The sequence below is a fragment of the Plantactinospora sp. GCM10030261 genome (genome assembly GCF_042666615.1).
Taxonomy (GTDB): Bacteria; Actinomycetota; Actinomycetes; order Mycobacteriales; family Micromonosporaceae; genus KBS50.
Genome location: NZ_JBHTDD010000049.1, coordinates 1 through 24,555, shown reverse-complemented (window position 1 = coordinate 24,555; position 24,555 = coordinate 1). Strand labels below are relative to the sequence as shown.

Here is a 24,555-nt window from a genome sequence, read left to right as displayed (position 1 = left end):
GACAAACTCGCGGTTCGGTACGAGGCCACCGCCACCATCAGCATGATCGACATCTGGCTCCGACGACTCGTGCGGCACTTATGACACACGGCCTAGCGCGGTCTCCGGGAACCGGGATCCACATCCGGGCGCCTTCAGCGCAGGGCCGGCAGCACCCGTTCGCCGAGCAGCGTCACGATGTCGTCGGCGCGCTCCAGCGGGGTGGGGAACAGCGCCACCCGGTCGGAACCGGCCGCGCGCAGCTCCCGGATCCGGGTCGCGCACTCGTCCGGATCCCCGGCCACCGCGAGATCCCGTACCCAGGTGTCCGGCATGCTGCGGGCCACCTCGTCGGCGCCGCCCGCGGTGATCATGCGGGTCAGTTCCGCGCTGATCCCGTACGCGTCGGTCAACGCGTTCGCACCGCCGGCGGCGAGGTAGAACGCGACCGCGTCACGGGCGGCGGCCCGGGCGCGGGCACCGTCACGATCCACCGAACACAGGGCGAACGTGGTCAGCCGGTGCGTCGACGGATCCCGTCCGGCCTCGGTGGCGCCCCGGGTAACCTGGTCCCGGGCCCAGCCGACGTACTCCGTGGAGGCCAGCACGGACAGCAGCGTGCCGTCGGCCACCGCGCCGGACAACCGCAACATCTTCGGTCCGGCCACGCCCAGCCGCAGCGGGACCGGATCGTGCGGCGGATGGCTCAGCCTGACGTCCCGGAACGTGAACCGGCCCTCGGAGCGGTCCACGGTGCCACCGTCCAGCAGGGTCCGCACGGCGGTGACGCAGCCGCGCACCGCCGCGAGCGGCGCCGTCGGTCGTAGTCCCATCTGGTCCAGCCAGGCCGGTACGCCGAGCCCGATGGCGGGGTACAGCCGGCCGGGAAAGGCGCGTGCCAGGGTGGCGAGTTCCATGGCCAGGATCGCCGGGTGCCGGGTCACCGCCGACACCACACCGACCCCGATCGGGATGGTCTCCGTGGCCCCGAGCGCGATGGCCGCGCCCGAGATGCCACCGGTGAAGAAGCAGTCCTCCGCGAGCCACAGCTCACCGAAGCCGGACCCCTCCGCGGTGCGCGCGATGCCGGCGATCCGTTCCGGCGGTATCTCGCTGCCGAGCACCAGCCCGACGGGGGACCGATCCGCGTTGTCAACCATGAGTGACCCTTCTCGTCATCCGGTCCCGGTGCCCGGCCGGTACGCCGGCAGGTGCGCGCGCACCTGGCGGACGTCGTTGTTCTCGTGCATCCCCACGATCAAGCCGTCGCGGACGTGCAGCACGTCCACGCCGTGGTTCTCCCACGGCAGTCCAGCCGCGGTGCGGGCGGTTTCCCGCCACACACCCGCCGCCACGTCGCCATCCACGATCAGGTGGCGCAGGTCGAACCGGACGTCGGTAAGCAGCCCGCCGACGAACGCCATGAAGGCACGCACCTGGTCGGTGCCCCGCAACTCGGCCTGGCCGAGAAAGCGGACATGCACGTCCTCGTGCATCAGCGCCAGCATCCCGTCCGCGTCACCACCCAGGAACGCCGCGTACAACGCCCGGGCCACCTCATCCGTCGACCTCATCGCCCCTCCCGTCGCCGATCAATCGTTCGTACCGTCGCAGCAGGCGTAGCGGGTCCGGCTCCACCGGCATCGCCTCCCAGTCCCCGGTCGAGGTGACCGCCGCCGCGCCGAGTACCGCGCCGAGACGGGCGGCGTCCCGCAACGGCCACCCGCGCAGCAGCCCGCACACGACCCCGGCGGCGAACGCGTCGCCAGCGCCCACCGGATCCACCGCGCGGTCCACCGGGAAGGGCGGGACCGCGGTGACGCCGTCGCGGTCGTGCAACGTCGCCCCCCGGGCGCCGTCCTTGGTGACCACCGCGCGCAGGCCGCCGTCACACAGGGCCTGGGCGGCCTGGTCCGGGGTGGCGCCCGGCACCAGGATGGCCAGTTCCTCACGACCGGCGAGCACGACATGCAGGTACGGCAGCAGCTCCGCGAAGTCCTTCGCGGCGACCTCGCCGTCCCACAAGGTGGAGCGCACGTTGGGGTCGAAGACGACCCGGGTGCCGCGGGCGGCGAAATGGCGGATCGCCTGGCGTACCACCGAACTCAGCCCGTCCGGGCGACCCAGGGCCAGCGAGAGTCCGGAGACGACAAGCACCGCCGGGGCGGCCAGCCGGTCCAACCCCGCGTGGTCGGGGGACAGCCGGGCGGCGGCCGAGCCGGTGCGGTAGTAGTAGACCCGTCGGTGCCCGTCGGCGTATCGCTCCTTGAAGAAGACCCCGGTGGGCGCCGACGCGTCCCGATACACCTGGTCCACGGCTACGCCTTCGCGGCGCAGCGTCCGCACGATGAGGCGTCCGAACGGATCGGTCCCCACGGCGGAGATCAGGCGGGTGCGGTGGCCCAGCCTGGATAGTCCTATAAGGACGTTCGCCTCCGCCCCGGCGATCCGCAGTGTCAGCCGGCCGGCGTCCTCCAGCGGGCCTTCCCCCGCCGGGTCGAGCAGTCCCATCACCTCGCCGACCGCCACCACCTCAGCGGGCCGGTCACCGGCGCCGGGTCGATCGGCGGACGGGTCACCGACGCCGTCCCGACCGGCGGCGATTCCGGGCGGGGCGGTCACGAGCGGCCTCCCGTCCCGCGCAACCGGCCGGCGGCCCGGGCCCGGATCCGGACGGCGTTGCCCGGCAGGTACGCGAGCTGGATCTCCTCGAAGTCGATCTCCCGGACCGTGTCCGGGTCCGCCCCGGCCGCCACGGCCCGCGCGTGCGCCTGCGAGCGGGCCCGTTCCACGACCTCCTCGCGGGCGGCGCCGTCCAGCCGGAAAACCCGGTCCACCTCGCCACTGACCTCGGCGATGGCCGCCCCGACCGCGTTGGCCACCTCGTGGTGCGCCGGGCGCAGCACCTCCGCCGCCCCGGTCAGCCGGTCCGGCACCAGGAACGAACCCCCGCCGACCGCGATCACCGTGACCGGTTCGGCGCTGGTCCGGATCCGGTCCAACGCCACGGTGAGCTGGTGCTCGGCGACCTCCAGCGTGGCGGTGGCCGCCGCGCCATCCAACCGGGCCCGTACCGCGGCCCCGTCCCCCAGGTCGAATCCGGCGGCCACCGCGACATCGGTGAGAGTCAAGGTGTCACCGCCGAAGCACAGCGCCCGGTGGGTGATCTCGTGTCCCACGCTGTCCGGGCCGAGCCGCGCGTCCCGCCCGGTGCCGCGCACCACGGTGCCGCCGCCGATGCCGATGGAGACCAGGTCGGGCATCCGGAAGTTGGTCACCACGCCGCCGACGTCCACGGCGACCCCAGACTCGCGCGGGAAGCCGCCACCGAGCGCGCCGAAGTCCGCGGTGGTGCCGCCGACATCGATCACCACGGCGTCCTGCCGGCCGGACAGCAGCGCCCCGCCGCGCAGGCTGTTGGTGGGGCCGGAGGCCACCGTCCGGACCGGATAGTCGACCGCCTGGCGCATCGTCATCAGGGTGCCGTCGTTCTGGGACAGGTAGCCGGTCGCGGGAACACCGGCGGCGGCCAGCGCGCGCACGAAACCCCCGGTGGCGCGCCGCGCCACCCCGGTCAGCGCGGCGTTGAGCACCGTCGCGTTCTCCCGCTCCAGCAATCCCATCGAGCCCACCTCGTGGCTCACCGAAACCGGAACGGTCACCAGTTCGGCGAGCAGCGCGGCGGCCCGCTTCTCGTGCTCCGGGTTCGCGGGGGAGAAGACCCCGGTGACCGCGACCGCCTCCACCCGGCCGGCCCAGTCCCGCGCCGCCGCCCGTACGGCATCCAGGTCGAGTGGGCTAATCTCCCGCCCGTCGTAGTGGTGACCACCCCGGATCACCCGCGCGTCGGCGAGGACCGCCTCCCGCAGGTCGTCGGGCCAGTCCGCCAGCGGCGGTACGGCCGTCGTGGCGGGCGCGCCGATCCGCAGCACGCCGACCCGGCGCAGGCCGCGCCGCTCCACGACGGCGTTGGTGCACTGCGTGGTGCCGAGCATCGCCAGCTCCACGGTGCCCGGGTCGTGGCCGTCGAGGACCGCGTGCAGGGCCGCCACGACCCCGGTCTCGATGTCGTCGGACGTCGGTCGCTTCACGGACGCCACGATGTCGCCGTGCGCGTCCAGCAGCACGGCGTCGGTGTTCGTGCCGCCCACGTCGATGCCGATGCGCATGCTCACCGCGCCGCCACCTCCAGCCGGACCGGATCGATGTCGTAACCGAAGGCGCGCGGTTCGACAAGTGGCAGCGCCTCCGGGCGCCACCACAGCGGCGACGCCGGCATGCCCACCACGTGTACGCGCAGCCCGAACCGCATGCCCTCGGTGGTCAACGGCTGGCCGCTGTCCATCTCCACGACGCTGATCAGGTCGGGCACCGCCGCCACCACCTCGTCGGCACGCCGCAGCACCAGGTTCTCGTTCTGGAAGTCGACCTCGGCGGGCTGGCCGGCGTCGGCGTCCAGCCCGACCAGGCGGAGCTGGCCGCGGACGAAACCGGCGGCGGTGCTGCGCCGTACGTCGACGATCTTTCCGGTGAACAGCCGCCGCGCACCGCACACCGGGCCGAGCGCGTGCAGTGCCTCGCTGGCGGGCAGCCCGGCCGCCCGGCAGCGGCGCAGGGTGCGGCCGATCGTCACCGCCAGGCTGACACTGTGCCGCACCGCCCACTCGCGCAGCAGCGCCGCGTCCACCGCGTAGTGGGCCACCACGGCCGAACCGCCCATCCCCACCACCACCGCCCGCGCCAGTCGTTCGGAAGCCGCGTTGTCGGCCGCCGCGGTAAGCGTCACCACGTCGCCGGACTCGTCGGCCAGCACCAGCGGCCACGACTTCGCGCCCCCAGCGCCCAGGGTGACCATCTGCACCTCGGGAAAGGCGCGTCCCATCCCGTCGGCGTCCACCACCGGCAGGCCGCGCCGGGCAGCCAGCACGATCGGGATTGTCGAGTTGATCCCGCCGGCCTCGATCGGCATGGTCGCGGTGACCGGCTGGGACACCAGCCGCTCGAAGCCGGCCATCACCAGGTCCAGCTCGTGGCCGCCGGGAATGCGTTCCAGGATCACCGTCGGGGCGCCGATCATCGCCACCGGGACCACCAGGCCGTCGTCGGCCACCTCGTCGGGTCCGATCAACCGCACCGGGCCGTGCTCGCGCACCGCCGCCAGTGCCATAAGCGTGCCCACCCGGGGGTCACCGCCCCCGCCGGTGCCCAGCAGGGTGGCACCCAGGGCCAGGTCGCGGATCGTCTGCACGTCGAGCAGTTCCACCCGCTCGGGTACGCCGGCGGTCACGCGCCGGCTCCGGACCGGGAGTCCACCGTGGACCGACCGGGCACGGGGCGCCAGGCGGCGAGCAACCAGTCGGGGGTCAGCGGAAGCTCGGTGATCCGGACTCCGGTGGCGTCCGCCACCGCGTTCGTCACCGCGGCCGGCGGCAGGATGATCGGTGGCTCGCCGACGCCCTTCGCGCCGTGCGGGCCGTCCGTCGAGGCGCTCTCCACCAGCAGGCACTCCACGTCCGGGGCCTCTGTCGCGGTCGGCATCTTGTATCCGTCGAAGGACGGGTTGGCCACCTCGCCGTCCACCAGTTCCTCCCGCTCGTACAGGGCCATCCCGATGCCCTGCAACACACCGCCCTGGATCTGACCCTCGATCGCGGGCGGGACCAGTGCCCGCCCGACGTCCTGGGCGGCCACGTACCGCACGATCTCCACCCGTCCGGTGTCCGGGCAGGCCGCCACCTCCACCGCGTGGCAGTGGAAGCTCGGCGAGTTGAACGCCGGATAGAAGTGCCCCGGCCCGACGCACCGCGAGTCGAAGGCGGTGGGTGGCGCCACGTACCGGGCGGAGGCGTGGATCGGGCCGGTCCGGTCCCGCGCCGACCGGGCCACCTCGGCGAGGCCCACCCCCACGCCGGGGGTGCCACGCACCTGCGCCGCGCCGTCGGCCAGGTCCACGTCCTGCGGATCCACCTCCAGCAGCTCGGACGCCTCCGCCGCGATCTGGCGCCGGATGGTCACGCAGGCGTCGAGGACCGCATTGCCGACATTGAAGGTGGTACGGCTGCCCTGGGCGCCGAAGTCGAACGATCCGGTGCCCGTGTCGCCGGTCGACGCCAGCCGCACCCGGTCCGGCGGGACGCCCAGCGCCTCGGCGACCAGGTGCACGACCCCGGTGGCCAGCGCACCGGAACCGATCTCGGTCGCCCCGGTCACGATCGCCACCGTGCCGTCGCTGTCCAGCCGTACGGTGGCCGCCGCCGGTCCCGCCGTGGTGGTCCACCAGGCGCAGGCGACGCCGATGCCGTGCCCGGGCGGGAGGGGCCGGCCGTACCCGATGGCCTCGACGGCCCGGTCCAGGCATTCGGCGATGCTCGGTGCCTCGATCACCTGCCCGTTGAGCGCGACGTCACCGGCGCGGAACAGGTGCCGGCGGCGCAGCTCCACCCGGTCGACGCCGAGGGTACGGGCGATCTCGTCCATGTGGGCCTCGACCGCCAGCACCATCTGCGGCCCCGACGGTCCCCGGTACGCGCCCGTCGGCTGGGTGTTGGTGTACACCGACAGCGCCGTGCTGCGCACGTTGTCGATGCGGTACGGGCCGGTCGCCTGCAACGAGGCCACCGAGGCGAGGAACGGCGTGTCGTGGGCGTACGCGCCCGCGTCGAGCAGGCAGCGCACCTCCCGGCCGATGATGCGGCCGTCCGCGTCCAGCGCGCTGCGGATTCGCACCACGGAGTTCTCCCGCGGGTTCGCCGCGGCGAACTCCTCGGCCCGGGAACTGACCATCTTGACCGGCCGTCCGGCGGCCTCGGCGAGCAGGCAGGCGAAGTGTTCCAGGGTCACGTCCAGCTTCCCGCCGAATCCACCACCCACTGTGGACGCGGTGACCCGCACCCGGGATTCCGGGAGCCCGAGCACCTTGCTCAGGGTGGCCCGTACGCCGAACGGGTTCTGCGTGCTGGTCGTGACGTGGAACCCACCGTCCGGTTCGACGACCGCGAGGCAGGCCCGGGGTTCGATGTAGCCCTGGTGCACGCGGGGGGTGACGTAAAGTCCCTCGACCACGGTGGCCGCCGCCGCGAACGCCGCGTCGACGTCGCCCGCGGTCACCTCGTTGCGCCCGTTGACGTTGCCGGACCGCTCGGTGTCGAAGGTGGACGGATAGTCGGCGAGCCCGGGGTGAACAAGCGGGCTGCCCTCCTCCAGCGCGGACTCCGGGTCGAACACGCCCGGCTCCGCCGCCACCTCGACGACGACCGCGTCGATGGCCCGCCGCAGCGTCGTCTCGTCCGGGGCGGCGACCACCGCGACCGGCTCGGCGGCGAACCGGACCCGGTCACCGGCGAGCGGCGGTTGGTCGTCGATGACCATGCCGTACGCGGGGACCGGCAGGTCGCGGGCGGTGAGCACGGTGACGCCGGGAATGGCCTCGGCGGCGCTGGTGTCCAGTCGGGTGATCCGGCCGCACGGCACGGGGGCCCGCACCACGCCGCCGACAAGCGCGTGCGGTGCCGTCAGGTCCACGCCGTAGACGGCGCGGCCGGTCACCTTGCCGCGGACGTCGCTGCGGTGGAAGGCCTCACCCACGGTCGGACTCCGCGGGCCGGGCAACCGACTCCAGAGCGTCGATGATCTTGGTGTACCCGGTACAGCGACACATGTTGTTGACCAGTCCTCTCCTGATCTCCCGCCGGGACGCGTCCGGTCGCTCCGCCAGCACGGCGGCGCCGGCCAGGATCATCCCGGGGGTGCAGATTCCACACTGGACGGCGCCGGCCCGGGCGAAGGCCTCGCGGACCTCGCGTAGTGGTGGCGCGTCCACCCGGTCGGCGCCGGCGACTGTGGTGACCTCCCCGTCCAGCGCCCGACCGAGCGGCAGCAGGCAGGACAGGACGGGTGCGCCGTCGAGCAGCACCGTGCAGGAGCCGCACCGCCCCTCCCGGCAGCCGGGTTTCGGTGAGGTGTCGCCGACCTCGTCGCGCAGGACGTCCAGCAGCGGGGTCACCGGTGACGCGGTGACCGCGACGGCGCGCCCGTTGAGCCGCAGCACCGCTGGTTCGCCGGCCTGCGCCGCGCCAGCGGGTCCGGCCGCGCCGGCCTGGTTCACGCCGCGCGGCGCCGGTGACGTGGGATGTTCCGGGTTCATAGCCGAACGTCCTCCTGGTCCGTGTGACCGTGCGGGCCGGACCGGATCGCGACGGCCAGTGCCCGCTCGACCAGCGGCCCGGCGATCCGGGCGCGGTAGCCGGCGCTCGCCTCGGCGTCGGAGACGAAACCGCTGATCGGCCCGTGCGCCAGCGCGGCCTCGTCCGATCCGGCGTCCACCGTCACGTCCGTTGGTCCGTGGGCGACGAGTTCGCTGACGGCGTCGCGGACCGCGCCGCGCCAGTCGGCCGCCGCCGAGTGCCCGTCGGGTGGTGCCGGGTGCCCATCGAGCGACGCCGAATTTTCACCGGGTGGCACTGGCGCGCCGACGAGTGCCCGCTCCACAGTGGTCAGCCGGCAGGGCCGTCCGTACAGCGACCCGACCGCCACCCGCGCTTCGTGGATCATGCCGTCGCTCACCCGGACGGCGACCGCGGCCAGTCCGACGGACAGGTCCATGCCGCGCCGGGCCAGCTTGACGGCGGCGCCGCTCCAGCCGTGCTCGGCCGCCAGGTCGTGGGTCACCCTGGTGATCAGCCGGCCGCCGGTGCCGCGCGCCACCACCTCGGCCACCGGCAGGCGGGTGCCGTCGTGCAGGTGCACCGACGCGTCGATCGCCAGCAGCGCCGGCACCAGGTCCGCCTGCCGGAAGCCGGAGGCGAGATTTCCGCCGAGCGTCGCCACGGTCCGTACCGCCGGTCCGGCGGCCGCAGCCGCCGCCATGCTCAGCGCCCGGTCGCCCCCGGTGGCCGGTGCCCGTTCCAGGGCGCGGAGCGTGACAAGCGCACCGACCGATCCGGGCGCGACCTGCTTCCCGTCCTCGATGCGGTGCAGGCTGACCACCTGGCGGGGCATGGGCTCGCCGTGCGCCGCCCGCCACATCAGGTACGTGGCGCCGCCGGCGGGAGCCGCCTCCGGGCCGTACCGTTCCAGCAACGACGCGGCGTCATCCCACGCGTACGGTGCGTGCCACCCCGTACCGAGCCGCCCCGCGTGCGCCTGCACGACCAGCATGGATTCTCCCTCGTTGCGATGGATGCAACGTCGTTGCGAAATCTAGCAATGGCTGGTGAGATTACACAACAGTCACGATGACGCCAGACGACGACGGACGCGGCCCGGAACGACCCACGAAGCGATGCGGGCGGCGCCGGCCGGCACGGACCCGACAAGGGGTGAGATGGACGGACAGGCACGGCAGCGGTCCCGGGACCTGGTGAGGCGAGCCGTCCGGGCAGCGCTCGGCGACGAGGTCGGGGTGGTGGCGGACGCGAGTGATGCCCGGGTGCGCTGGTGGTCGCCCGCCGACCCGGACTGGGTCCACGGCCCTGAGTCCGTGGACCGCGCGCTGCGCGGCCTCCTGGCCGGTGAACCGGTCGACGACGCGGTGGACGCCCTGGTGGTGTCCGAGGACGGGACGACTGCCGTGGTGGAACTGGGCTCCCGCCCGGTTCCCGGCGGCGTGACGACCCCGGTCACGCTGGTCATCGAGCTGGCAGCCGGACGCATCACCGAGGGGCGCGGTTACCTGGACCTCCCGCCGGACGGCGGCGGGGCCGACGGCGCCCGGAGCGACCGGTGACCGGCGGATCGCCGCTGGCGGCCTCCGGCCCACAAGCCGACACCGATCGGCGGGCGGCCTCCGGCCCACGAGCCGACGGCCGTCCGCTGGCCGGCCGGCACGCCCTGGTGACCGGGGCGTCGCGCAACCTCGGGGCGACAATCGCCGGTGTGCTCGCCGCCGCGGGCGCCGACGTGGCGATCACCTACCACGAGTCCTCGGCGGCGGCCGCCGACCTGGTGGGCCACCTCGGCGCCGCGCATCCCGGACGGCACCTCGCGGTGCGCGGCGACCTGACCACCACCGACGGTACGCGGGCCGCGGTCACCGAGGCGATGACGGAACTCGACGGGCGCGTCGACATCCTGGTGAACAACTACGGGCCGTTCTCGATGGTGCCCTTCACCCAACTGGACCACGCCGACTGGCAGGCGGTCTGGTCCGGCAACGTCACCGCGATCCAACTCGCCTGCCAACTGGTCCTGCCCGGCATGAACGACCGGCGCTGGGGCCGGGTGATCAACGTGTCGGCCGGGTCGGCGTACCTGCGCAACCACTCGATCTACGGCCTGGCGAAGGCGGCGGTGCTGCACCTGACGGAGGCGCTGGCCCTGGAGGCCGCCCCCGGCGTCACGGTCAACGCGGTGGCCCCCGGGCAGATCGACGAGAGCGCGGCCGACGTCGCGGCCATCGATCCGACCTTCGTCGAACGGGCGGTCGCCCGGACCCCGGCGGGCAGACTGGTCACCCGGGCCGAGGTGGCCGAGGTGGTCGCGCTGCTGTGCGACCCGACGTTCGCCATGCTCACCGGCGCCGTGCTGCCGCTCGACGGCGGCTGGCGGTTCAACCGGTTCTGAGAGGTGTTTGACGGGATGGGCGGATGAGCACGGCGGCGCTCGTGCTGGCGGCCGGGGCGGGCCGCCGGTACGGCGGGCCGAAGGCACTTGTCCGGTTCGACGGCGAACTGCTTGTGGAACGGGCGGTCCGGACCGCCAGGGAGGCCGGCTGCGCGCCGGTGGCCGTGGTGATCGGGGCCGCGGCGGAGGCGGTGCGCGCCCGGGCCGACCTCGGCGGGGCACGGCTGGTGGCCAACCCGCGGTGGCCGACCGGGATGGGCTCGTCGCTGCGCGCCGGTCTCGAGGCGCTGGCCGACGGGGACGCGACGGCGGTCGTGGTCCTGCTTGTCGACATGCCGGGGGTGACCACACCGGCGGTGGCCCGGCTCGCGAGCGACCCGGAACCCCTGGCACTGCGCGTCGCGACGTACGGCGGCCGGCGCGGCCATCCGGTGCTGCTCGGCCGGGCGCACTGGCCCGGGGTCGTGGCCGCCGCCACGGGCGACATGGGTGCCCGCGGCTATCTCGCCGACCGCGCCGCCGAGGTGTTGGCGGTGCCCTGCGACGACATCGCAGACGGGCACGACGTCGACGTCCCGGCGGACCTCCCGGACGGGCACGACGTCGACGTCCCGGCTGACCTCCCGGACGGAACCGGACAGTCATGACCGGACAGACCCGTTCGGTGGTCGACCGAGCCGACGCGCGTGATAGTGGGCGCGTGACGGCTCCCTGGCCTTTCGACTCGCCCGACCTGCTGCGCGCCGCCCTGGCGCGGGCCGGCTACCTCGCCGACTCCGGCCTGGCCACCGCCGGCTTCCTCGCGACGCGGCTGCGCCGGCCGGTGTTCCTGGAGGGGGACGCCGGTGTCGGCAAGACCGCCTTCGCGACCGCGCTGGCGGAGGCGGCCGGCGTCACCCTGATCCGGTTGCAGTGCTACGAGGGGATCGACGCGGCGCAGGCCATCTACGAGTGGGACTTCCCCCGGCAACTGCTGCACCTGCGGGCCGCCGAGCTGGGCGCGGCCGACGCGGCGGCCGACCTCTACCACCCCCGGTTCCTGCTGCGCCGGCCGCTGCTGCGGGCGATCGAGGAGGCGCCCTGCGTCCTGCTGATCGACGAGATCGACCGGGCCGACGACGAGTTCGAGGCGTACCTGCTGGAGGTGCTGTCCGACTTCGCCGTCAGCATCCCGGAACTGGGCCGGATCGCCGCCTCGACGCCACCGCTTGTCGTGCTGACCAGCAACCGCACCCGCGAGGTCCACGACGCGCTGAAGCGCCGCTGCCTCTACCACTGGCTCGCCCATCCGGACCAGCGGCGGGAGATCGAGATCATCCGGCTGCGGCTGCCCGGCGTGGCGGAGCGGTTGGTGACCCAGGTGGCGGAGGCGACCGCCCGGCTCCGGGCGTTGGACCTGGTGAAGCCGCCCGGCGTGGCCGAGGCGATCGACTGGGCGGCGGCGCTTGACGCGCTGGGCCACACCGGGCTGACCGGCCAGGGGGTCGCCGACACCCTCGGGGTGGTGTTGAAGCTTCGCGAGGATCTGGACCTGGTCGCCGAGCTGCCGCCGGACGCCCTGGTCGGAGGGCCACCGTGAGCGCCGACGACGAGTCCGGGCGGGCCGGCGGGCCGTCGAGCGTCACCGACCCGGCCGGTGCCCTGGCCGGCCTGCTGGACTTCGTGGCGGCGCTGCGGGCGGCGGGCCTGTCGGTGCCGCCGGATCGGGTGCACACACTGCTCACCGCGGTCGACGAACTGGGCGTCGCCCGGCTGTACTGGGCGGGCCGGCTCACCCTCTGCGGCTGCCCGGCCGATCTCGCCGCGTACGACGCGGTGTTCCTCACCCACTTCGGTGGTGAGCCGATCGACGTGCCGGAGTCGCGGCCCGCCGTGCCGGCCGGGACGGTACGGGTCACCGTGCCGTTCGGCCTGGTCGCTCCGGAACCGGAGCCGACCGGAGGGGATGCCCTCGGCGAGGTGGCGGCCAGCGCCTCCGGCGGTGAACTGCTGCGGCACCGGGACCTCGGCGACCTCACCGGCGCGGAACGGGAGGAGGTCGCCGCGCTGCTCGCCCTGCTGGCCCCGGTCGGGCCGGTCCGCCGGGGTCGGCGCTGGCGGCCGGCGCGGCGCGGCGCGGCCGATCCGCGACGGACGCTGACAGCGGCGCTGCGCCGCGGCGGTGAGGTGACGCCGCCGGCCCGGCGGGACCGGGCCGTCCGGCCGCGCCGGCTGGTGCTGTTGCTCGACGTCTCCGGCTCGATGGCCCGGTACGCCGACGCCCTGCTCCGCTTCGCGCACGCCGCCGTCCGCTGCCGCCCCCACCACACCGAGGTGTTCTCCATCGGCACCCGGCTGACCCGGCTCACCGGTCCGTTGCGGCTGCGCGACCCGGCCGCCGCGCTGCGGGCCGCCGGAGCCGCGATCCCGGACTGGCGCGGTGGCACCCGGCTCGGCGACGGGCTGGGCGTGTTCCTGGCCCGGTACGGGCATCGGGGGACCGCCCGGGGAGCCGTCGTGGTGGTCTTCAGCGATGGTTGGGAACGCGGCTCACCGGACCGGCTCGGGTGGACCACGGCGCGGTTGTCGCGGCTCGCGTACCGGCTGGTGTGGGTGACGCCGCACCGGGACCGGCCGGGATTCGCGCCGACCGCCGGCGGGTTGGCCGCCGTTGTGCCGCACCTGGACGCGCTGGTGGCCGGGCACAGCGTCGCCGCGCTCACCGAACTGGTCCGGGTGCTCGGCGAAGGGAACCCGACGTGCGCGAGGTGATGGGCGACCTGCTCGAGTGGTGGCGGGCCGGGGCCGCGGTGGGCATGGCGACGGTGGTCGGCACCTGGCGCAGCGCCCCCCGGCAGCCCGGCGCCGCGATGTTGGTCGGGCCCGATGGCGCCGCGATCGGCAGCGTGTCCGGCGGCTGCGTGGAGGGCGCGGTGTACGACCTGGCCGAGCAGGCCCGCGACGGCGCCGATCCGGTGCGGGTCCGCTACGGGGTCAGCGACGACGACGCCCTCGCCGTCGGGTTGACCTGCGGCGGCATCATCGACGTGTTCGTGGAGCGGGTGGACCGGCAGACCTTCCCCGAGCTGGACGCCGTCGCCGCGGCGGTGACCACCGGTACGCCGGTCGCGGTGGCCACCTGCGTGACCGGCCGGCCGGACCAGGTCGGTCGGCGTCTGGTGCTGTGGCCGGACCGGCGGACCGGGAGCCTGGGCAGCCGGCGGCTGGACGACGCGGTCACCGACGATGCCCGGGGACTGCTCGCGGCGGGACGCACCGGGCTGGTGCACTACGGGCCGTCGGGGGAGCGCCGCGGCGACGACCTGGCGGTGTTCGTGTCGAGTCACACCCCACCGGCTCGCATGATCGTGTTCGGGGCGATCGACTTCGCGGCGTCGGTGGCCCGGGTTGGCACGCAACTCGGCTACCGGGTGACCGTCTGCGACGCCCGACCGGTGTTCGCCACCGCCCGGCGGTTCCCCGGCATCGACGACGTGGTGGTGCAGTGGCCGCACCGCTACCTGGCGGCCGAGATCGAGGCCGGCCGGATCGACGAGCGGACCGTGGTTTGCGTGCTGACCCACGACCCGAAGTTCGACGTGCCGGTGCTGGAGCTGGCGCTGGCCCACCCGCTGGCGTACGTGGGCGCCATGGGCTCGCGCCGCACCCACGATGACCGGATGGCCAGGTTGCGCGCGGCGGGCGTACCAGAGGACCGGCTGGTCCGGCTCTCCTCGCCGATCGGCCTCGACCTCGGCGCCCGGACGCCGGAGGAGACCGCCATCAGCATCGCCGCCGAGATCATCGCGACCCGCTGGGGCGGCTCGGGGCGACGGCTGTCCTCGACGGCGGGACGCATCCACCACGACTGAGGGGCCGGTCGCCCGGGTTGCCGGATCGGCTCCGGTAAATCACTGAACCGGTTGATGGGTGTTGCCCGGACATCGTGGCGAGCCTATAGTTGGCAGTCAATCGAAGCGTTTCGACTGGCATTTCGATAATGCCGGGTCGAGCCGCTTGTAATGCTTTTTCCTGCCCTCGCACCGCTTGGAGAAGCCGCCGTACGACTGCCGACCATAGCGTGCCCGACCGTCGTCGAATGACATTCGACGCAGGACCGGCCGCTAATAAAGCGGTCCTGCCTCACGCCATTTCCGCCCGCGACGGGCGGCGCCCGACGCTGCTCACGAACAGGAGAATTCCATGCGGAACAGGCGCCTCCGGCGCGGTGTCAGCAAACGCCTCCGGCTCGGTATCGCGGCGCTCGCGCTCGCGCTGCTGGCCGTGCCGGCGACCCCCGGCACGGCGCTCGCCGACCCGACCCACCCGTTCCGGAACCCGTCCCTGCCCCTCGACACGCGCATCGACGACCTGGTCGGGCGCCTCACCCTCGACGAGAAGATCTCCTGGCTGCACCAGTACCAGCCGGCCGTCCCGCGCCTCGGCATCGGCCTGTTCAAAACCGGCACCGAGGCGCTACACGGGGTGGCGTGGTCGACCGACATCGACAACGGTGGCGCCGTGGTGACCGCGAGCGGCACGTCCTTTCCGCAGCCCGTCGGCCTCGCCAGCACCTGGAACCGCGACCTGGTCAAGCAGGTTGGCTCGGTGGTCGGCGACGAGGCGCGCGGCTATCACGCGCAGAACCCGCGGGTGTGGGGCCTCAACCTGTGGGCACCGGTGGTGAACCTGCTCCGGGATCCGCGCTGGGGCCGCAACGAGGAGGGCTATTCCGAGGACCCGCTGCTCACCGGCGAGATCTCCACGGCGTACGCCGGCGGCATGTCCGGCGACGACCCGCACCACCTGAAGACGGCGCCCACCCTCAAGCACTGGCTGGCCTACAACAACGAGGTCCGGCGCGACGTGACCTCCTCGAACGTGCCGGCTCGGGTGCTCAACGAATACGACCGGGCGGCGTTCAGACCCGCCATCGCGGCCGACGCGGCGACCGGGGTGATGGCGTCGTACAACCTGGTCAACGGCCGGCCGGTGACGGTCGACCCGGATCTCGACGGGGTGATCCGGAGCTGGACCGACAAGACCCTGATGAACGTCAGCGACGCGTGGGCGCCGAACAACCTCACCGGCTCGCAGGACTACTTCGCCACCCAGGCGGAGGCCAACGCCGCGACCATCAAGGCGGGCATCAACAGCTTCACCGTGGACGACACCAACGCGCAGCCCACCATCACCGCCATCAAGGAGGCGCTCACCACCGGCCTGCTGACCGAGGCCGACATCGACCGGCGGATCCGGGAAATCCTGAGCGTCCGGTTCCGGCTCGGCGAGTTCGACCCGGGCGGCGGCCCGTACGGCGGGATCGGCCCCGAGGTGATCAACACCCCGGAGCACCAGCGGTTGGCCCGGCAGGCCGCCGCCGAGGCGGTCGTGCTGCTGAAGAACTCGCGCGACGCGCTGCCGCTGAACCCCGCGAAGACCCGCAAGGTCGCGGTGGTCGGCCCACTCGCCGACACCCTCTACACCGACTGGTACGGCGGCCACCTGCCGTACGAGGTGACCACGCTGGACGGCATCCGGAAGCGGCTGGGCGGCGCGGCCACCGTCACCGGCAGCGAGGGCGCCGACCGGATCGGGCTGCGGGACGCCAGCACCGGCCGCTACCTGACGGCCACCGGCACCACCGACGCCGACCCGGTCGCCGTCACGGGTGAGACCGCCTCGCCGGCCGCTCAGTTCGACGCGGTCGACTGGGGCCAGAACGTGGTGACCCTGCGCAACGCGGCCAACGGGCGCTACCTCGGCTACAACTGGGGACCGTTCATCACCCGCGACGAGCAGCCGAACGGCTGGTTCGTGCAGCAGCAGTTCGCGCTGGAGCCGCAGCCCGACGGCACCGTGGTGATCCGCTACGCCGGCTACGAGACGAAGGAGAGCTGGTTCGGCCCTAACCGGTACCTCACCGTGGCAGACGACGGCAGCCTCGCGCTCGGCGCGACCACGGCGGCCGAGGCGACCCGTTTCGACCGGGAACTGGTAAGCAGCGGGATCGACCGAGCCGTCGCGGCGGCGAAGGACGCCGACACGGCGGTGGTCGTCGTGGGCAGCAACCCGTTCATCAACGGGCGGGAGGCCCACGACCGCACCTCGATGGACCTCGGCGCCGGCCAGCAGGCCCTGCTGAAGGCCGTGACCAAGGCCAACCCGAACACGGTGCTGGTGCTCCAGACCAGCTATCCGGACACGATCACCTGGGCGCAGGAGCACGTTCCGGCCATCATCTGGACCACGCACGCCGGCGCCGAGACCGGGAACGCGGTCGCCGACGTCCTGTTCGGTGACCACAACCCGTCCGGCAAGCTGACCCAGACCTGGTACCGGTCGGCCGACCAGCTACCGCCCGACCTGTTGGAGTACGACATCATCTCGTCCCGGCAGACGTACCAGTACAGCCGGGCCAACCCGCTCTACGCGTTCGGCCACGGGCTGTCGTACACCCGGTTCCGGTACGCCAACCTGCGTACCGACGCCCGCACCATCGGCGCCGACGGCACGGTGGCGGTGACCGTCGACGTGACGAACACCGGCCGGCGGGCCGGAGCCGAGGTGGTGCAGCTCTACACGCACCAGCGCACCTCCCGCGACGCGACGGCGATCAAGCAGCTCCGGGCGTTCGAGCGGGTCGAACTCGCCCCCGGGCAGACCCGCCCCGTAACGATGCGACTGCCGGCGGCGGACCTGGCGCACTGGGACGTCACCCGGGACCGCTGGGTGGTCGAGGACTCGACGTACGACCTGATGGTGGGCTCGTCGTCGGCGGACATCCGGCAGCGGACCGCGGTCCGGGTGCGCGGCGAGACCATCCCGCCCCGCGACCTGTCCCGGCTCACCAGGGCCGAGAACTTCGACAGGTACGCCGGGGTCAGGCTGGTCGACGAGAGCAAGGCCCGGGGCACCGCCGTGGGCGCCGTCGAGGCCGGCCAATGGATCTCGTTCGACCGGTCCGACCTGCGCCGGGGAGCAGGCACCTTCACCGCGAGGGTCGCGAAGGGCAGCGCCGGCGGCGGATCGATCGAGATCCGGTCGGGTTCCCCGACCGGCCGGCTGCTCGGCACCGCCACCGTGCCCAGCACCGGTGACGACTACCGGTACGTCGACACCAGCGTGACGCTGGGCCGGGTGACCGGCGTACACGACGTGTACCTGGTGTTCCGATCGCCGCTGCGGCTGGCCGAGTTCGCCATCCGTTGATGCGTGCCCGCCCGGCCCAACCAGCACGACGGGCCGGGTGGGCGCCCGTACCCGTCCGCACCCCGGAGCCCGTCAGGGCCGGCGGAAGATGGTGATGGAGTGGCCGACCGAGTCGATCGGCGTGCTGCCGTCGAGCAGCACGGCAAGCCGGCGATCGGCCCGGGCGACGGAGCTGTTCGACACCACCAGCAGGCCGTGGACCTGGTCCGGCGGCACGGGGCGCGGGTCGGTCGACTCGATGCCGTAGTAGGCCGGGTCGCCGCTGCCCTTGTACACCAGCCAGATCCGCTCGCCCGGATACCGCTCCCGCAGCCGGTCGGCGAGCCGGCCCAGGTCCTGCCCCCAGTCGACATTCGAATCGTGCAGGTGCCGGTGGGTCTGTGCCGGCCCGCCGAACGCCTCGTTGGAATACGGCAGGTAGTAGGGGTACGCGCGGAGCGAGCTGACCGCCACGAGGAGGACCAGGACGCCCGCCGCGGCGCCGATCCACCGGTGCCGCCAGGCGAGCACCGCGGCCGCCGCGACGGCGAGGAACATCGGTAGGAAGATGACGTACCGGGTGCCGAAGTCCCGGGACCCCGTGGCGGCGGCGGCCAGCAGCACGGCCGGCGGGACGAGCAGGTACGGCGCGGCGACCCGCGGCCGGGGTCGGACCAACACGGCCAGGGCGCCCGCCGCCCACAGGAGGAGCATGCCCAGCGGCGTCTTCACCAGCAGCGCGGCCGGCAGGTAGTACCACCGCGAGCCGACATAGTTCCGGCCGAACAGGAAACCACCCCAGGTGGCGTCCTCGAACTGGAACTGGACCCGCATCCCGTCCCGGTACGGCCGCGGGAACGGCAACCAGTCCACGAGCGCGCGCAGGCCGTGCACGGCCGGCAGCGAGTCGGGCGTCGTCCAGCGCAGCCGCGGGTCGACGGCGAGGTAGGCGGCCCACACGGTGGCGACCGCGACCAGTCCCACCTCGGCCGCCGCCGCCACCCCGAGCCCCAACCGCCGTCCCGCCGCGCGGTGCCCCGAAGCACCGGTTGAGGTCCACACACTCAGCACCGCCAACGACAGCAGCACCGGGACCACCGCCAGGCTGCTCATCTTCGTCGCCAGCGCCGCGCCGAGCGCCAGCCCGGCCAGCGGCAGGTAACGGCGCGGACGCTCGCGGGCCCGCCACAGCAGCCAGGCCGCCGTCAGCACGAATCCGGCCGCCGGAACGTCCAGGGTGGCCAGCGAACCGTGTGCGATGACGTCGGGGGAGAAGGCGTACAGGGCGAGCGCCAGCAGGCCGCCCCAGCGGCTCAACCGGTCGTCCAGGGAGCGCGTGAGGTCACCGGCGAAGGCCAGCACCACCAGGCCGAACAGCAGGGTCAGCACGATCATCGGCAACCGGGCCAGGAACAGCACCCGGGCCGCGTCCTCGCCCTGGTCGTACAGCACGTGCCGGCCGAGCGACTGCTGGTCTCCGACGAAGCCGGGGTCGGGGCGTACCCCGGTGAAGGTCAGCCCGGTCTGGATGATCAGCTTGCCGAGCGGCGGGTGCTCGGCGTTGTAGCGCAGGCTGTGTTCGCGCAGCTGGACCGCCGCGGCGCCGACGTACACGGGCTCGTCGATGGTCGGGGTCTGCTGCACGGCCGCGGTGACCATGGCGACCGCCATCTGACCGAGGAGGGCGACCACCGCGAGCGCGAAGGTCCACCGATGGCCCCGACGGCCCGGTACGGTCGCCGGCTGGCGCGGGTTCCGGTCGGGCGCGACGGTGCCGTGGGCGAAGGCGCGCGGATCGGCGGTGTGCATCCGTACGAGAGTGCCACCAGCGTCGGGCCACGTTCCGATCGGTGTCAGCGAAAGCGGTCGACAAGCTGGAGCGCGGCCACCGGATCCTCGACGTGGGCGTTGTGTCCCAGGCCGGGCAGGGCCCGCACGGGCCGGCCGTACTCCGCGAGCTGGGCGTCCGACACCATCGGATCATGCTCGCCCCGGGCCAGCACCACCGGGACGCGGATTCCGGCCAGCAGCGCCGCCAGGTCCGGTGCGCCGACGCCGAAGGCGCCCGGGTCCATCGCCAACCGCCACCGGCCGTCCTCCTGGCGGAGCCCGGCGTCCACGATCGGATCGTCCGGCTCGACCAGCCCGGTAAGACCGGCGACACGCAGGTATCGGCGGGCCGCCTCGGCCCGGTCGGCGTACCAGCTCACCGGGCGGGCAGCCAACTCGCGGGACTTGGCCAACTCGGCGGGCGACCACACCGCCTTGATGCCCAGCCCGACCACTGCCTCGACCCGCGGATCGGGTCGGGCGGCGAGGGCCAACCCCACCGCACCACCGAGTGAATGGCCGAGTACGACCAGTCGATCTTGGGGATCCACCGCGGCCGCCACCTGGGTGGCGAAGGCATCGAGGGTGTACGCCGGAAGCGGCGCGGCGTCGCCGTGTCCGGCGAGGTCGGTGGCCAGCCACCGGTCGCCCCACTCCCGGTTCAGCACCGGTTCGGCGGGTCGCCACACCGCGGCTGATGCCCCCATGCCGTGCAGCAACAGAAGCCGTACCCCGTCGACCATGCCCGCAGTGTCCCCCGATCCGCCGCGCGGTGCCAGCCGCCGGCAAGGCGAGGGCCGCCCCGGCGCGGCGCCGTCTTCATGATCGGTGGCGCGCCGGCCAACCCGGCTGGCTGTCGCCCTGGCGAGCGGGTTGTCCGCCGGGCTCGTCGTCGGCGGCCTGGGCTGGCTGGTGGCGCGGAGCTGGCTCGACGGCTTCTGGCTCTGGTACGGCACGCTGGCCGTAGCCGCGCTGGTGGCCGGCGCGATCTTCGCCGGGCTGGCGCGCGAGGACGAGCCCGCCGGGTAGCCTGCCCGCCGTGTTGATCAGAGAATTCGCCGACGGGTACTGGCCGGGAGTCTGGCCGATCATCTCCGAGGTCGTTCGAGCCGGGGAAACCTTCACGTACGACCCGACGATGTCCGAGGAGCAGGCCCGCGCCATGTGGGTGGAAGCCCCACCGGGTCGCACGGTCGTGGTGGTCGACGGGGATCGGGTGCTCGGTACGGCGAAGATGGGGACCAACCGCCCCGGCCCCGGTTCGCATGTCTCCACGGCGAGTTTCATGGTCGCCGCCGACGCGCGGGGCCGGGGCGTGGGCACCGCCCTGTGCCGGGACGCCCTGGACTGGGCTCGCCGCGCGGGGTACGCCGGAATGCAGTTCAACGCCGTGGCCGAGGCGAACCGCGCGGCGGTCGAGTTGTACCGGAGGCTGGGCTTCGAAATCGTCGGGACGGTGCCCGGGGCGTTCGCCCACCCGACGTTGGGCCGGGTCGGCCTGCACATCATGTACCGCGAACTCTGACAGCGGAACCGGCCCAAGATTAATTCTGCCATCCGTATCGTGGCCGGCGCATCGTCGCAAAAGATGATCTTCGACGCGGTCATGCTGGCTAGCCTGAGCCAGCCGGAAGGACCGGCGCGAAGGGGGACCGATATGGGTGACGAGAACGGCATGAGACACCGGTTGGCGGCGGAACTGATCGAGCTGACCGACGAGGACAAGCGGCTTCAGGGCGGCGCGTTCGGTGACGACTATCCGGCGCAGTTGGCGCACCGGCGGGTGACGACGCGCAACGCCGATCGGCTTGCCGAGATCATGGACGAGCACGGTTGGCCCGGCGTCTCGCTGGTCGGTGCGGAGGGGGCGCGTCGGGCCTGGCTGATCGCCCAGCACGCCGACCGTCAACTCGACGTCCAACGTCGGGCGGTGCGGCTCATGGCGGCAGCCGTGGCGGCTGGCGACGCCGACCCCGGACAGCTCGCCATGCTGCGCGACCGGACCCTGGTCAACGAGGGTCGACCGCAGATCTACGGATCGCAGATCGCCGGACTCCGGGACGGCGCGCCCGTGCCCTGGCCGTCCGTGGAGCCGGACCGGGTGGACGAGATGCGGGCCGAGGTGGGGCTCGACCCGTTCGCGGCCCACGTGGCGACGCACGCACCGCGATAGGCCAGGGCGCAGGAGCTGGCTGGGAGTGTGGTCCACTCGATGTGCGGCATGTCGGCGAGTCCGCGACTCCCCGACATGCCGCACATCGAGTGGACCATGTCGCATGCCCCGCCGGGTTCGAACCGGACCGTTCCAATACGCGTACTCAGGTGCGGACACAATCTCGTACCCGGAAAGGACCACCGGCTTGTCGTTGCTCACCCGGATCCGCGGCGCCCGCGCCGCCGACCGCAATCGTGCCGAGCGGGCCGGCACCGACCCGACCGGAACCGGCACCGACCCGACCGGAACCGGCACCGACCCGACCGGAACCGGCACCGACCCGGCGGAGACCGGGCGGACCCGCCGTGGCTTCCCGGTACGCCGGATCGCCGCCGCGCTGGCCACCACTCTGGCTGCGCTGCTCGTCCTGGCGACGCTCATCGCCCCGACCGACGCCGGACTGCTCACGCCGACGTCCTTTCTGCGCATCCCCGCGGAGGCGCTGCTCGGCGTCGCGCTCCTGCTCGTCCTGCCGGCCCGGCTACGCCGGCTGGCGGCGGTGCTCGCCGGTGCCTACCTGGGCCTGCTGGCCCTCGTGAAGATCATCGACGTGGGCTTCGTCAAGGTGCTGGCCCGGCCGTTCGATCCGGCGATCGACTGGGTGCTCGGCGACGAGGCCACCAGGTTCGTCGCCAGCACGTACGGCAGTCGCACCGCGACCGCCGCGGTCATCGGCGCCGTGCTGCTCGCCGCCACCGTGCTGGTGCTGATGATCTGGTCGCTCCTGCGGTTGACCCGGCTGGTGGTCCGGCACGACACCGCGGCCCGGCGCGCGGTCGCGGCGCTGACCCTCGTCTGGTTCGCCAGCGCCGCGTTCGGCGTGCAGATCGTCAAGGACGTGCCGGTGGCGGCCCAGTCGGTCTACCGGGCGGTCCAGGTGCCGAGGAGTCTCCACGACAAGGAGGTGTTCGCCGAGGCGTCGGCGATCGACGCGTTCCGCGACACCCCCGGTGACGAGATGTTGACGGCGCTGCGCGGCAAAGACGTGATCATCTCTTTCGTGGAAAGCTACGGGCGGGACGCGGTGGCGGATCCGGAGTTCGCGCCGCAGGTCGGTGCGGTGCTCGACGCCGGAACCAGGCGTCTCGCGGAGGACGGATTCGCCGCCCGCAGCGCCTACCTGACCTCGCCGACCGCGGGCGGGAACAGTTGGCTGGCGCACGCCACGCTGGCCTCCGGGTTGTGGGTCAACAACCAGCAGCGATACCGGACCCTGCTCGCCGGCGACCGGATGACCCTGGGCACCGCCTTCCGGCGCGCCGAGTGGCGGACGGTGGGGGTGGAGCCGGGCCACAACTACGACTGGCCGGAGGGGGCCATCTACGGCATGGACCGGGTGTACGACTCGCGTCACCTCGGCTACCGCGGCCCGCGGTTCGGCTTCGCCTCGGTGCCGGACCAGTACACGCTGGGAGCGTTCGAACGGCTGGAGCGCGGACGTGCTGACCGGGGACCGCTGATGTCGCAGATGGTGCTGGTGTCCAGCCACGCGCCGTGGACACCGCGGCCGCGGCTCGTCGGGTGGGACCAACTCGGCGACGGTTCCGTCCTCCGCACGGTCGCGGCGGCCGGTGCCAAGGAGGACGACGCCTGGCGGAGCAACGCCCAGATTCGGGCCGACTACCGGGAGTCCATCGAATACAGCCTGGAATCGCTCATCTCCTACGTCGAGAGGTACGGCGACGACAGACTGGTACTGGTCGTTGTCGGTGATCACCAGCCCGCTCCGGTGATCACCGGCAGGGGTGCCAGCCGGGACGTACCGATCACCATCGTCACCCGGGACCGGGGCGTACTCGACCGCGTCTCGGGTTGGAACTGGCACGACGGCCTGCGACCCGGTCCCGACGCCCCGGTGTGGCGGATGGATGCCTTCCGGGACCGGTTCCTGACCACGTTCGGGTCGACGCCCCAGCCCGTCCGCGCGGCGCCCCCGGGGTAGCCGCTAGCAGATCTCGGACAAGCCGCCGCTGTGCCTCCTGACCTGCCCATACGCTGAGGTTGCTGGCAACTGGAGGCACCATGGACACGTCAGCCACGGGTACGGCCTTCCCTCGTCGGGAACTGACCGACGGCGACGACTGGGCGGTCCGGTACGTCCGGTCGTACCTGGTGCTCCGCATGGTGGTCGGGGTGTTCGGGATCCTCCTGCCGGTCATCATGATCATGGGGGAGTGGCTGGTCCTCCGGGGTGGTGTGCGGGTCCGGGGATCGCTCAGCGCCTACTACCACTCGTCGATGCGGGACCTGTTCGTCGCCACCCTGGCCGTGACGGGTGTCCTGCTGGCGACCTACCTGGCGGCGGAGCCGAGGACGCGGGAGTTCTGGTACAGCCTGATCGCCGGGGTGGCCGTCCTCGGCGTGGCGTTCCTGCCCACCGAACGGCCGGGCCTGCTGGACGGCGCGGCCCGCTGCGGCAGCACCCCGATGCCGTCGGGCTGTTCACCCGCGCAGCAGCAGTTCGGCGAGGAGACCACGGCGACTCTCCATTTCGCCTGCGCGGCGATCTTCATCCTCAGCCTGGCCCGCATCTCGTCCCTGTTCGCCCGCGACGCCGCCCGGCACCGGGCCCGCGGGATCGCCGTCGTACAGCGGATCTGTAGCGGGATCATCGTGGTCGCGGTCGTCGGGGTCGTCGCCGGCGAACTGCTCGACCTCGAACTCTGGAGGATCACCCCGCTGTACGCCGGCGAGGTGGTCTCCGTCTGGGCCTTCGGGATCTCCTGGCTGCTGGCCAGCCGTGACCTCACCGGCCGCCTCGCCCACCCCCGCCCATAGCCCCACCCCCACCCCACCCCCAC

General features: G+C 73.2%; 22 protein-coding genes. 12 read left to right on the top strand and 10 right to left on the bottom strand.

Annotated elements, in window-relative coordinates; genetic code table 11:
- Nucleotides 1-134 precede the first annotated feature (134 nt).
- The 8 genes from ACFQUZ_RS31640 to ACFQUZ_RS31605 are packed head-to-tail and all read right to left on the bottom strand — an operon-like array spanning nucleotide 135 to nucleotide 9,135.
- A complete protein-coding gene (locus tag ACFQUZ_RS31640; protein ID WP_377448849.1) occupies nucleotides 135-1,139 on the bottom strand; it encodes an LLM class flavin-dependent oxidoreductase in 1,005 nt (334 codons plus the stop codon).
- 15 nt (nucleotides 1,140-1,154) lie between these two features.
- Nucleotides 1,155-1,553, bottom strand: coding sequence for a nuclear transport factor 2 family protein (locus ACFQUZ_RS31635; protein ID WP_377448847.1), 399 nt, complete (start codon nucleotides 1,551-1,553; stop codon nucleotides 1,155-1,157).
- Nucleotides 1,537-2,601 (bottom strand): sugar kinase, encoded by a 1,065-nt coding sequence (locus ACFQUZ_RS31630; RefSeq protein WP_377448845.1) that lies wholly within the window; start codon nucleotides 2,599-2,601, stop codon nucleotides 1,537-1,539. The genes ACFQUZ_RS31635 and ACFQUZ_RS31630 overlap by 17 nt, the downstream gene beginning before the upstream one ends.
- A complete protein-coding gene (locus tag ACFQUZ_RS31625; protein WP_377448851.1) occupies nucleotides 2,598-4,148 on the bottom strand; it encodes a hydantoinase/oxoprolinase N-terminal domain-containing protein in 1,551 nt (516 codons plus the stop codon). Before ACFQUZ_RS31625 ends, ACFQUZ_RS31630 begins: the two co-directional genes overlap by 4 nt.
- A gap of 2 nt (nucleotides 4,149-4,150) precedes the next feature.
- The gene (locus ACFQUZ_RS31620; protein ID WP_377448843.1) at nucleotides 4,151-5,266 is read right to left on the bottom strand and encodes a DUF917 domain-containing protein; all 1,116 of its coding nucleotides are present in this window, start codon (nucleotides 5,264-5,266) and stop codon (nucleotides 4,151-4,153) included.
- Complete coding sequence (locus ACFQUZ_RS31615; protein ID WP_377448841.1) at nucleotides 5,263-7,563, bottom strand: xanthine dehydrogenase family protein molybdopterin-binding subunit; 2,301 nt, start codon at nucleotides 7,561-7,563, stop codon at nucleotides 5,263-5,265. The genes ACFQUZ_RS31620 and ACFQUZ_RS31615 overlap by 4 nt, the downstream gene beginning before the upstream one ends.
- Entirely contained in the window at nucleotides 7,556-8,122 is a 567-nt protein-coding gene (locus ACFQUZ_RS31610) for a (2Fe-2S)-binding protein (RefSeq protein WP_377448839.1), read from the bottom strand. Before ACFQUZ_RS31610 ends, ACFQUZ_RS31615 begins: the two co-directional genes overlap by 8 nt.
- The gene (locus ACFQUZ_RS31605; RefSeq protein ID WP_377448837.1) at nucleotides 8,119-9,135 is read right to left on the bottom strand and encodes an FAD binding domain-containing protein; all 1,017 of its coding nucleotides are present in this window, start codon (nucleotides 9,133-9,135) and stop codon (nucleotides 8,119-8,121) included. Before ACFQUZ_RS31605 ends, ACFQUZ_RS31610 begins: the two co-directional genes overlap by 4 nt.
- Nucleotides 9,136-9,301: 166 nt before the next feature.
- On the opposite strand from ACFQUZ_RS31605, the gene ACFQUZ_RS31600 reads away from it, so the two are divergent.
- From ACFQUZ_RS31600 to ACFQUZ_RS31570, 7 genes are all read left to right on the top strand, one after another.
- The gene (locus ACFQUZ_RS31600) at nucleotides 9,302-9,703 is read left to right on the top strand and encodes a hypothetical protein (RefSeq protein ID WP_377448835.1); all 402 of its coding nucleotides are present in this window, start codon (nucleotides 9,302-9,304) and stop codon (nucleotides 9,701-9,703) included.
- Nucleotides 9,700-10,539 carry an SDR family NAD(P)-dependent oxidoreductase gene (locus ACFQUZ_RS31595; RefSeq protein WP_377448833.1) on the top strand — a complete coding sequence of 280 codons (840 nt, stop codon included), beginning with the start codon at nucleotides 9,700-9,702 and terminating at the stop codon, nucleotides 10,537-10,539. Before ACFQUZ_RS31600 ends, ACFQUZ_RS31595 begins: the two co-directional genes overlap by 4 nt.
- Nucleotides 10,540-10,562: 23 nt before the next feature.
- Nucleotides 10,563-11,186 (top strand): NTP transferase domain-containing protein, encoded by a 624-nt coding sequence (locus tag ACFQUZ_RS31590; RefSeq protein ID WP_377448831.1) that lies wholly within the window; start codon nucleotides 10,563-10,565, stop codon nucleotides 11,184-11,186.
- A 53-nt stretch (nucleotides 11,187-11,239) separates the two neighbouring features.
- Nucleotides 11,240-12,118, top strand: coding sequence for an AAA family ATPase (locus ACFQUZ_RS31585; RefSeq protein WP_377448829.1), 879 nt, complete (start codon nucleotides 11,240-11,242; stop codon nucleotides 12,116-12,118).
- The gene (locus ACFQUZ_RS31580) at nucleotides 12,115-13,290 is read left to right on the top strand and encodes a VWA domain-containing protein (RefSeq protein ID WP_377448827.1); all 1,176 of its coding nucleotides are present in this window, start codon (nucleotides 12,115-12,117) and stop codon (nucleotides 13,288-13,290) included. The genes ACFQUZ_RS31585 and ACFQUZ_RS31580 overlap by 4 nt, the downstream gene beginning before the upstream one ends.
- On the top strand, nucleotides 13,278-14,390 hold the full coding sequence (locus ACFQUZ_RS31575) for an XdhC family protein (protein WP_377448825.1): 1,113 nt from the start codon (nucleotides 13,278-13,280) through the stop codon (nucleotides 14,388-14,390). The genes ACFQUZ_RS31580 and ACFQUZ_RS31575 overlap by 13 nt, the downstream gene beginning before the upstream one ends.
- 331 nt (nucleotides 14,391-14,721) lie before the next feature.
- Entirely contained in the window at nucleotides 14,722-17,730 is a 3,009-nt protein-coding gene (locus ACFQUZ_RS31570; protein WP_377448823.1) for a glycoside hydrolase family 3 C-terminal domain-containing protein, read from the top strand.
- Nucleotides 17,731-17,802: 72 nt separating this feature from the next.
- Here the strand turns inward: ACFQUZ_RS31570 and ACFQUZ_RS31565 are convergent, their stop codons facing one another.
- Nucleotides 17,803-19,518, bottom strand: a complete 1,716-nt coding sequence (locus ACFQUZ_RS31565; RefSeq protein ID WP_377448821.1) for a phospholipid carrier-dependent glycosyltransferase — start codon at nucleotides 19,516-19,518, stop codon at nucleotides 17,803-17,805.
- A 44-nt stretch (nucleotides 19,519-19,562) separates the two neighbouring features.
- Entirely contained in the window at nucleotides 19,563-20,282 is a 720-nt protein-coding gene (locus ACFQUZ_RS31560) for an alpha/beta fold hydrolase (protein WP_377448819.1), read from the bottom strand.
- An 85-nt stretch (nucleotides 20,283-20,367) separates the two neighbouring features.
- On the opposite strand from ACFQUZ_RS31560, the gene ACFQUZ_RS31555 reads away from it, so the two are divergent.
- The 5 genes from ACFQUZ_RS31555 (at nucleotide 20,368) to ACFQUZ_RS31535 (ending at nucleotide 24,532) form a co-directional block, all read left to right on the top strand.
- Nucleotides 20,368-20,568, top strand: coding sequence for a hypothetical protein (locus ACFQUZ_RS31555; protein ID WP_377448817.1), 201 nt, complete (start codon nucleotides 20,368-20,370; stop codon nucleotides 20,566-20,568).
- 10 nt (nucleotides 20,569-20,578) lie between these two features.
- Nucleotides 20,579-21,064: a GNAT family N-acetyltransferase gene (locus tag ACFQUZ_RS31550; protein WP_377448815.1), complete on the top strand. Its 486-nt coding sequence runs from the start codon at nucleotides 20,579-20,581 to the stop codon at nucleotides 21,062-21,064.
- Nucleotides 21,065-21,214: 150 nt separating this feature from the next.
- On the top strand, nucleotides 21,215-21,712 hold the full coding sequence (locus tag ACFQUZ_RS31545) for a DUF6624 domain-containing protein (RefSeq protein ID WP_377448813.1): 498 nt from the start codon (nucleotides 21,215-21,217) through the stop codon (nucleotides 21,710-21,712).
- A 187-nt stretch (nucleotides 21,713-21,899) separates the two neighbouring features.
- Nucleotides 21,900-23,696, top strand: coding sequence for a sulfatase (locus ACFQUZ_RS31540; protein ID WP_377448812.1), 1,797 nt, complete (start codon nucleotides 21,900-21,902; stop codon nucleotides 23,694-23,696).
- An 80-nt stretch (nucleotides 23,697-23,776) separates the two neighbouring features.
- On the top strand, nucleotides 23,777-24,532 hold the full coding sequence (locus ACFQUZ_RS31535) for a hypothetical protein (RefSeq protein WP_377448810.1): 756 nt from the start codon (nucleotides 23,777-23,779) through the stop codon (nucleotides 24,530-24,532).
- Nucleotides 24,533-24,555 lie beyond the last annotated feature (23 nt).

What these genes read in the sequence shown, in the direction of transcription:
- ACFQUZ_RS31635 (WP_377448847.1), bottom strand. Translation starts at nt 1,553, where the DNA reads ATGAGGTCGACGGATGAGGTGGCCCGGGCGTTGTACGCGGCGTTCCTG.
- ACFQUZ_RS31535 (WP_377448810.1), top strand. Translation starts at nt 23,777, where the DNA reads ATGGACACGTCAGCCACGGGTACGGCCTTCCCTCGTCGGGAACTGACC.
- ACFQUZ_RS31640 (WP_377448849.1), bottom strand. Translation starts at nt 1,139, where the DNA reads ATGGTTGACAACGCGGATCGGTCCCCCGTCGGGCTGGTGCTCGGCAGC.
- ACFQUZ_RS31570 (WP_377448823.1), top strand. Translation starts at nt 14,722, where the DNA reads ATGCGGAACAGGCGCCTCCGGCGCGGTGTCAGCAAACGCCTCCGGCTC.
- ACFQUZ_RS31565 (WP_377448821.1), bottom strand. Translation starts at nt 19,518, where the DNA reads ATGCACACCGCCGATCCGCGCGCCTTCGCCCACGGCACCGTCGCGCCC.
- ACFQUZ_RS31560 (WP_377448819.1), bottom strand. Translation starts at nt 20,282, where the DNA reads ATGGTCGACGGGGTACGGCTTCTGTTGCTGCACGGCATGGGGGCATCA.
- ACFQUZ_RS31590 (WP_377448831.1), top strand. Translation starts at nt 10,563, where the DNA reads ATGAGCACGGCGGCGCTCGTGCTGGCGGCCGGGGCGGGCCGCCGGTAC.
- ACFQUZ_RS31625 (WP_377448851.1), bottom strand. Translation starts at nt 4,148, where the DNA reads ATGCGCATCGGCATCGACGTGGGCGGCACGAACACCGACGCCGTGCTG.
- ACFQUZ_RS31610 (WP_377448839.1), bottom strand. Translation starts at nt 8,122, where the DNA reads ATGAACCCGGAACATCCCACGTCACCGGCGCCGCGCGGCGTGAACCAG.
- ACFQUZ_RS31545 (WP_377448813.1), top strand. Translation starts at nt 21,215, where the DNA reads ATGAGACACCGGTTGGCGGCGGAACTGATCGAGCTGACCGACGAGGAC.
- ACFQUZ_RS31605 (WP_377448837.1), bottom strand. Translation starts at nt 9,135, where the DNA reads ATGCTGGTCGTGCAGGCGCACGCGGGGCGGCTCGGTACGGGGTGGCAC.
- ACFQUZ_RS31600 (WP_377448835.1), top strand. Translation starts at nt 9,302, where the DNA reads ATGGACGGACAGGCACGGCAGCGGTCCCGGGACCTGGTGAGGCGAGCC.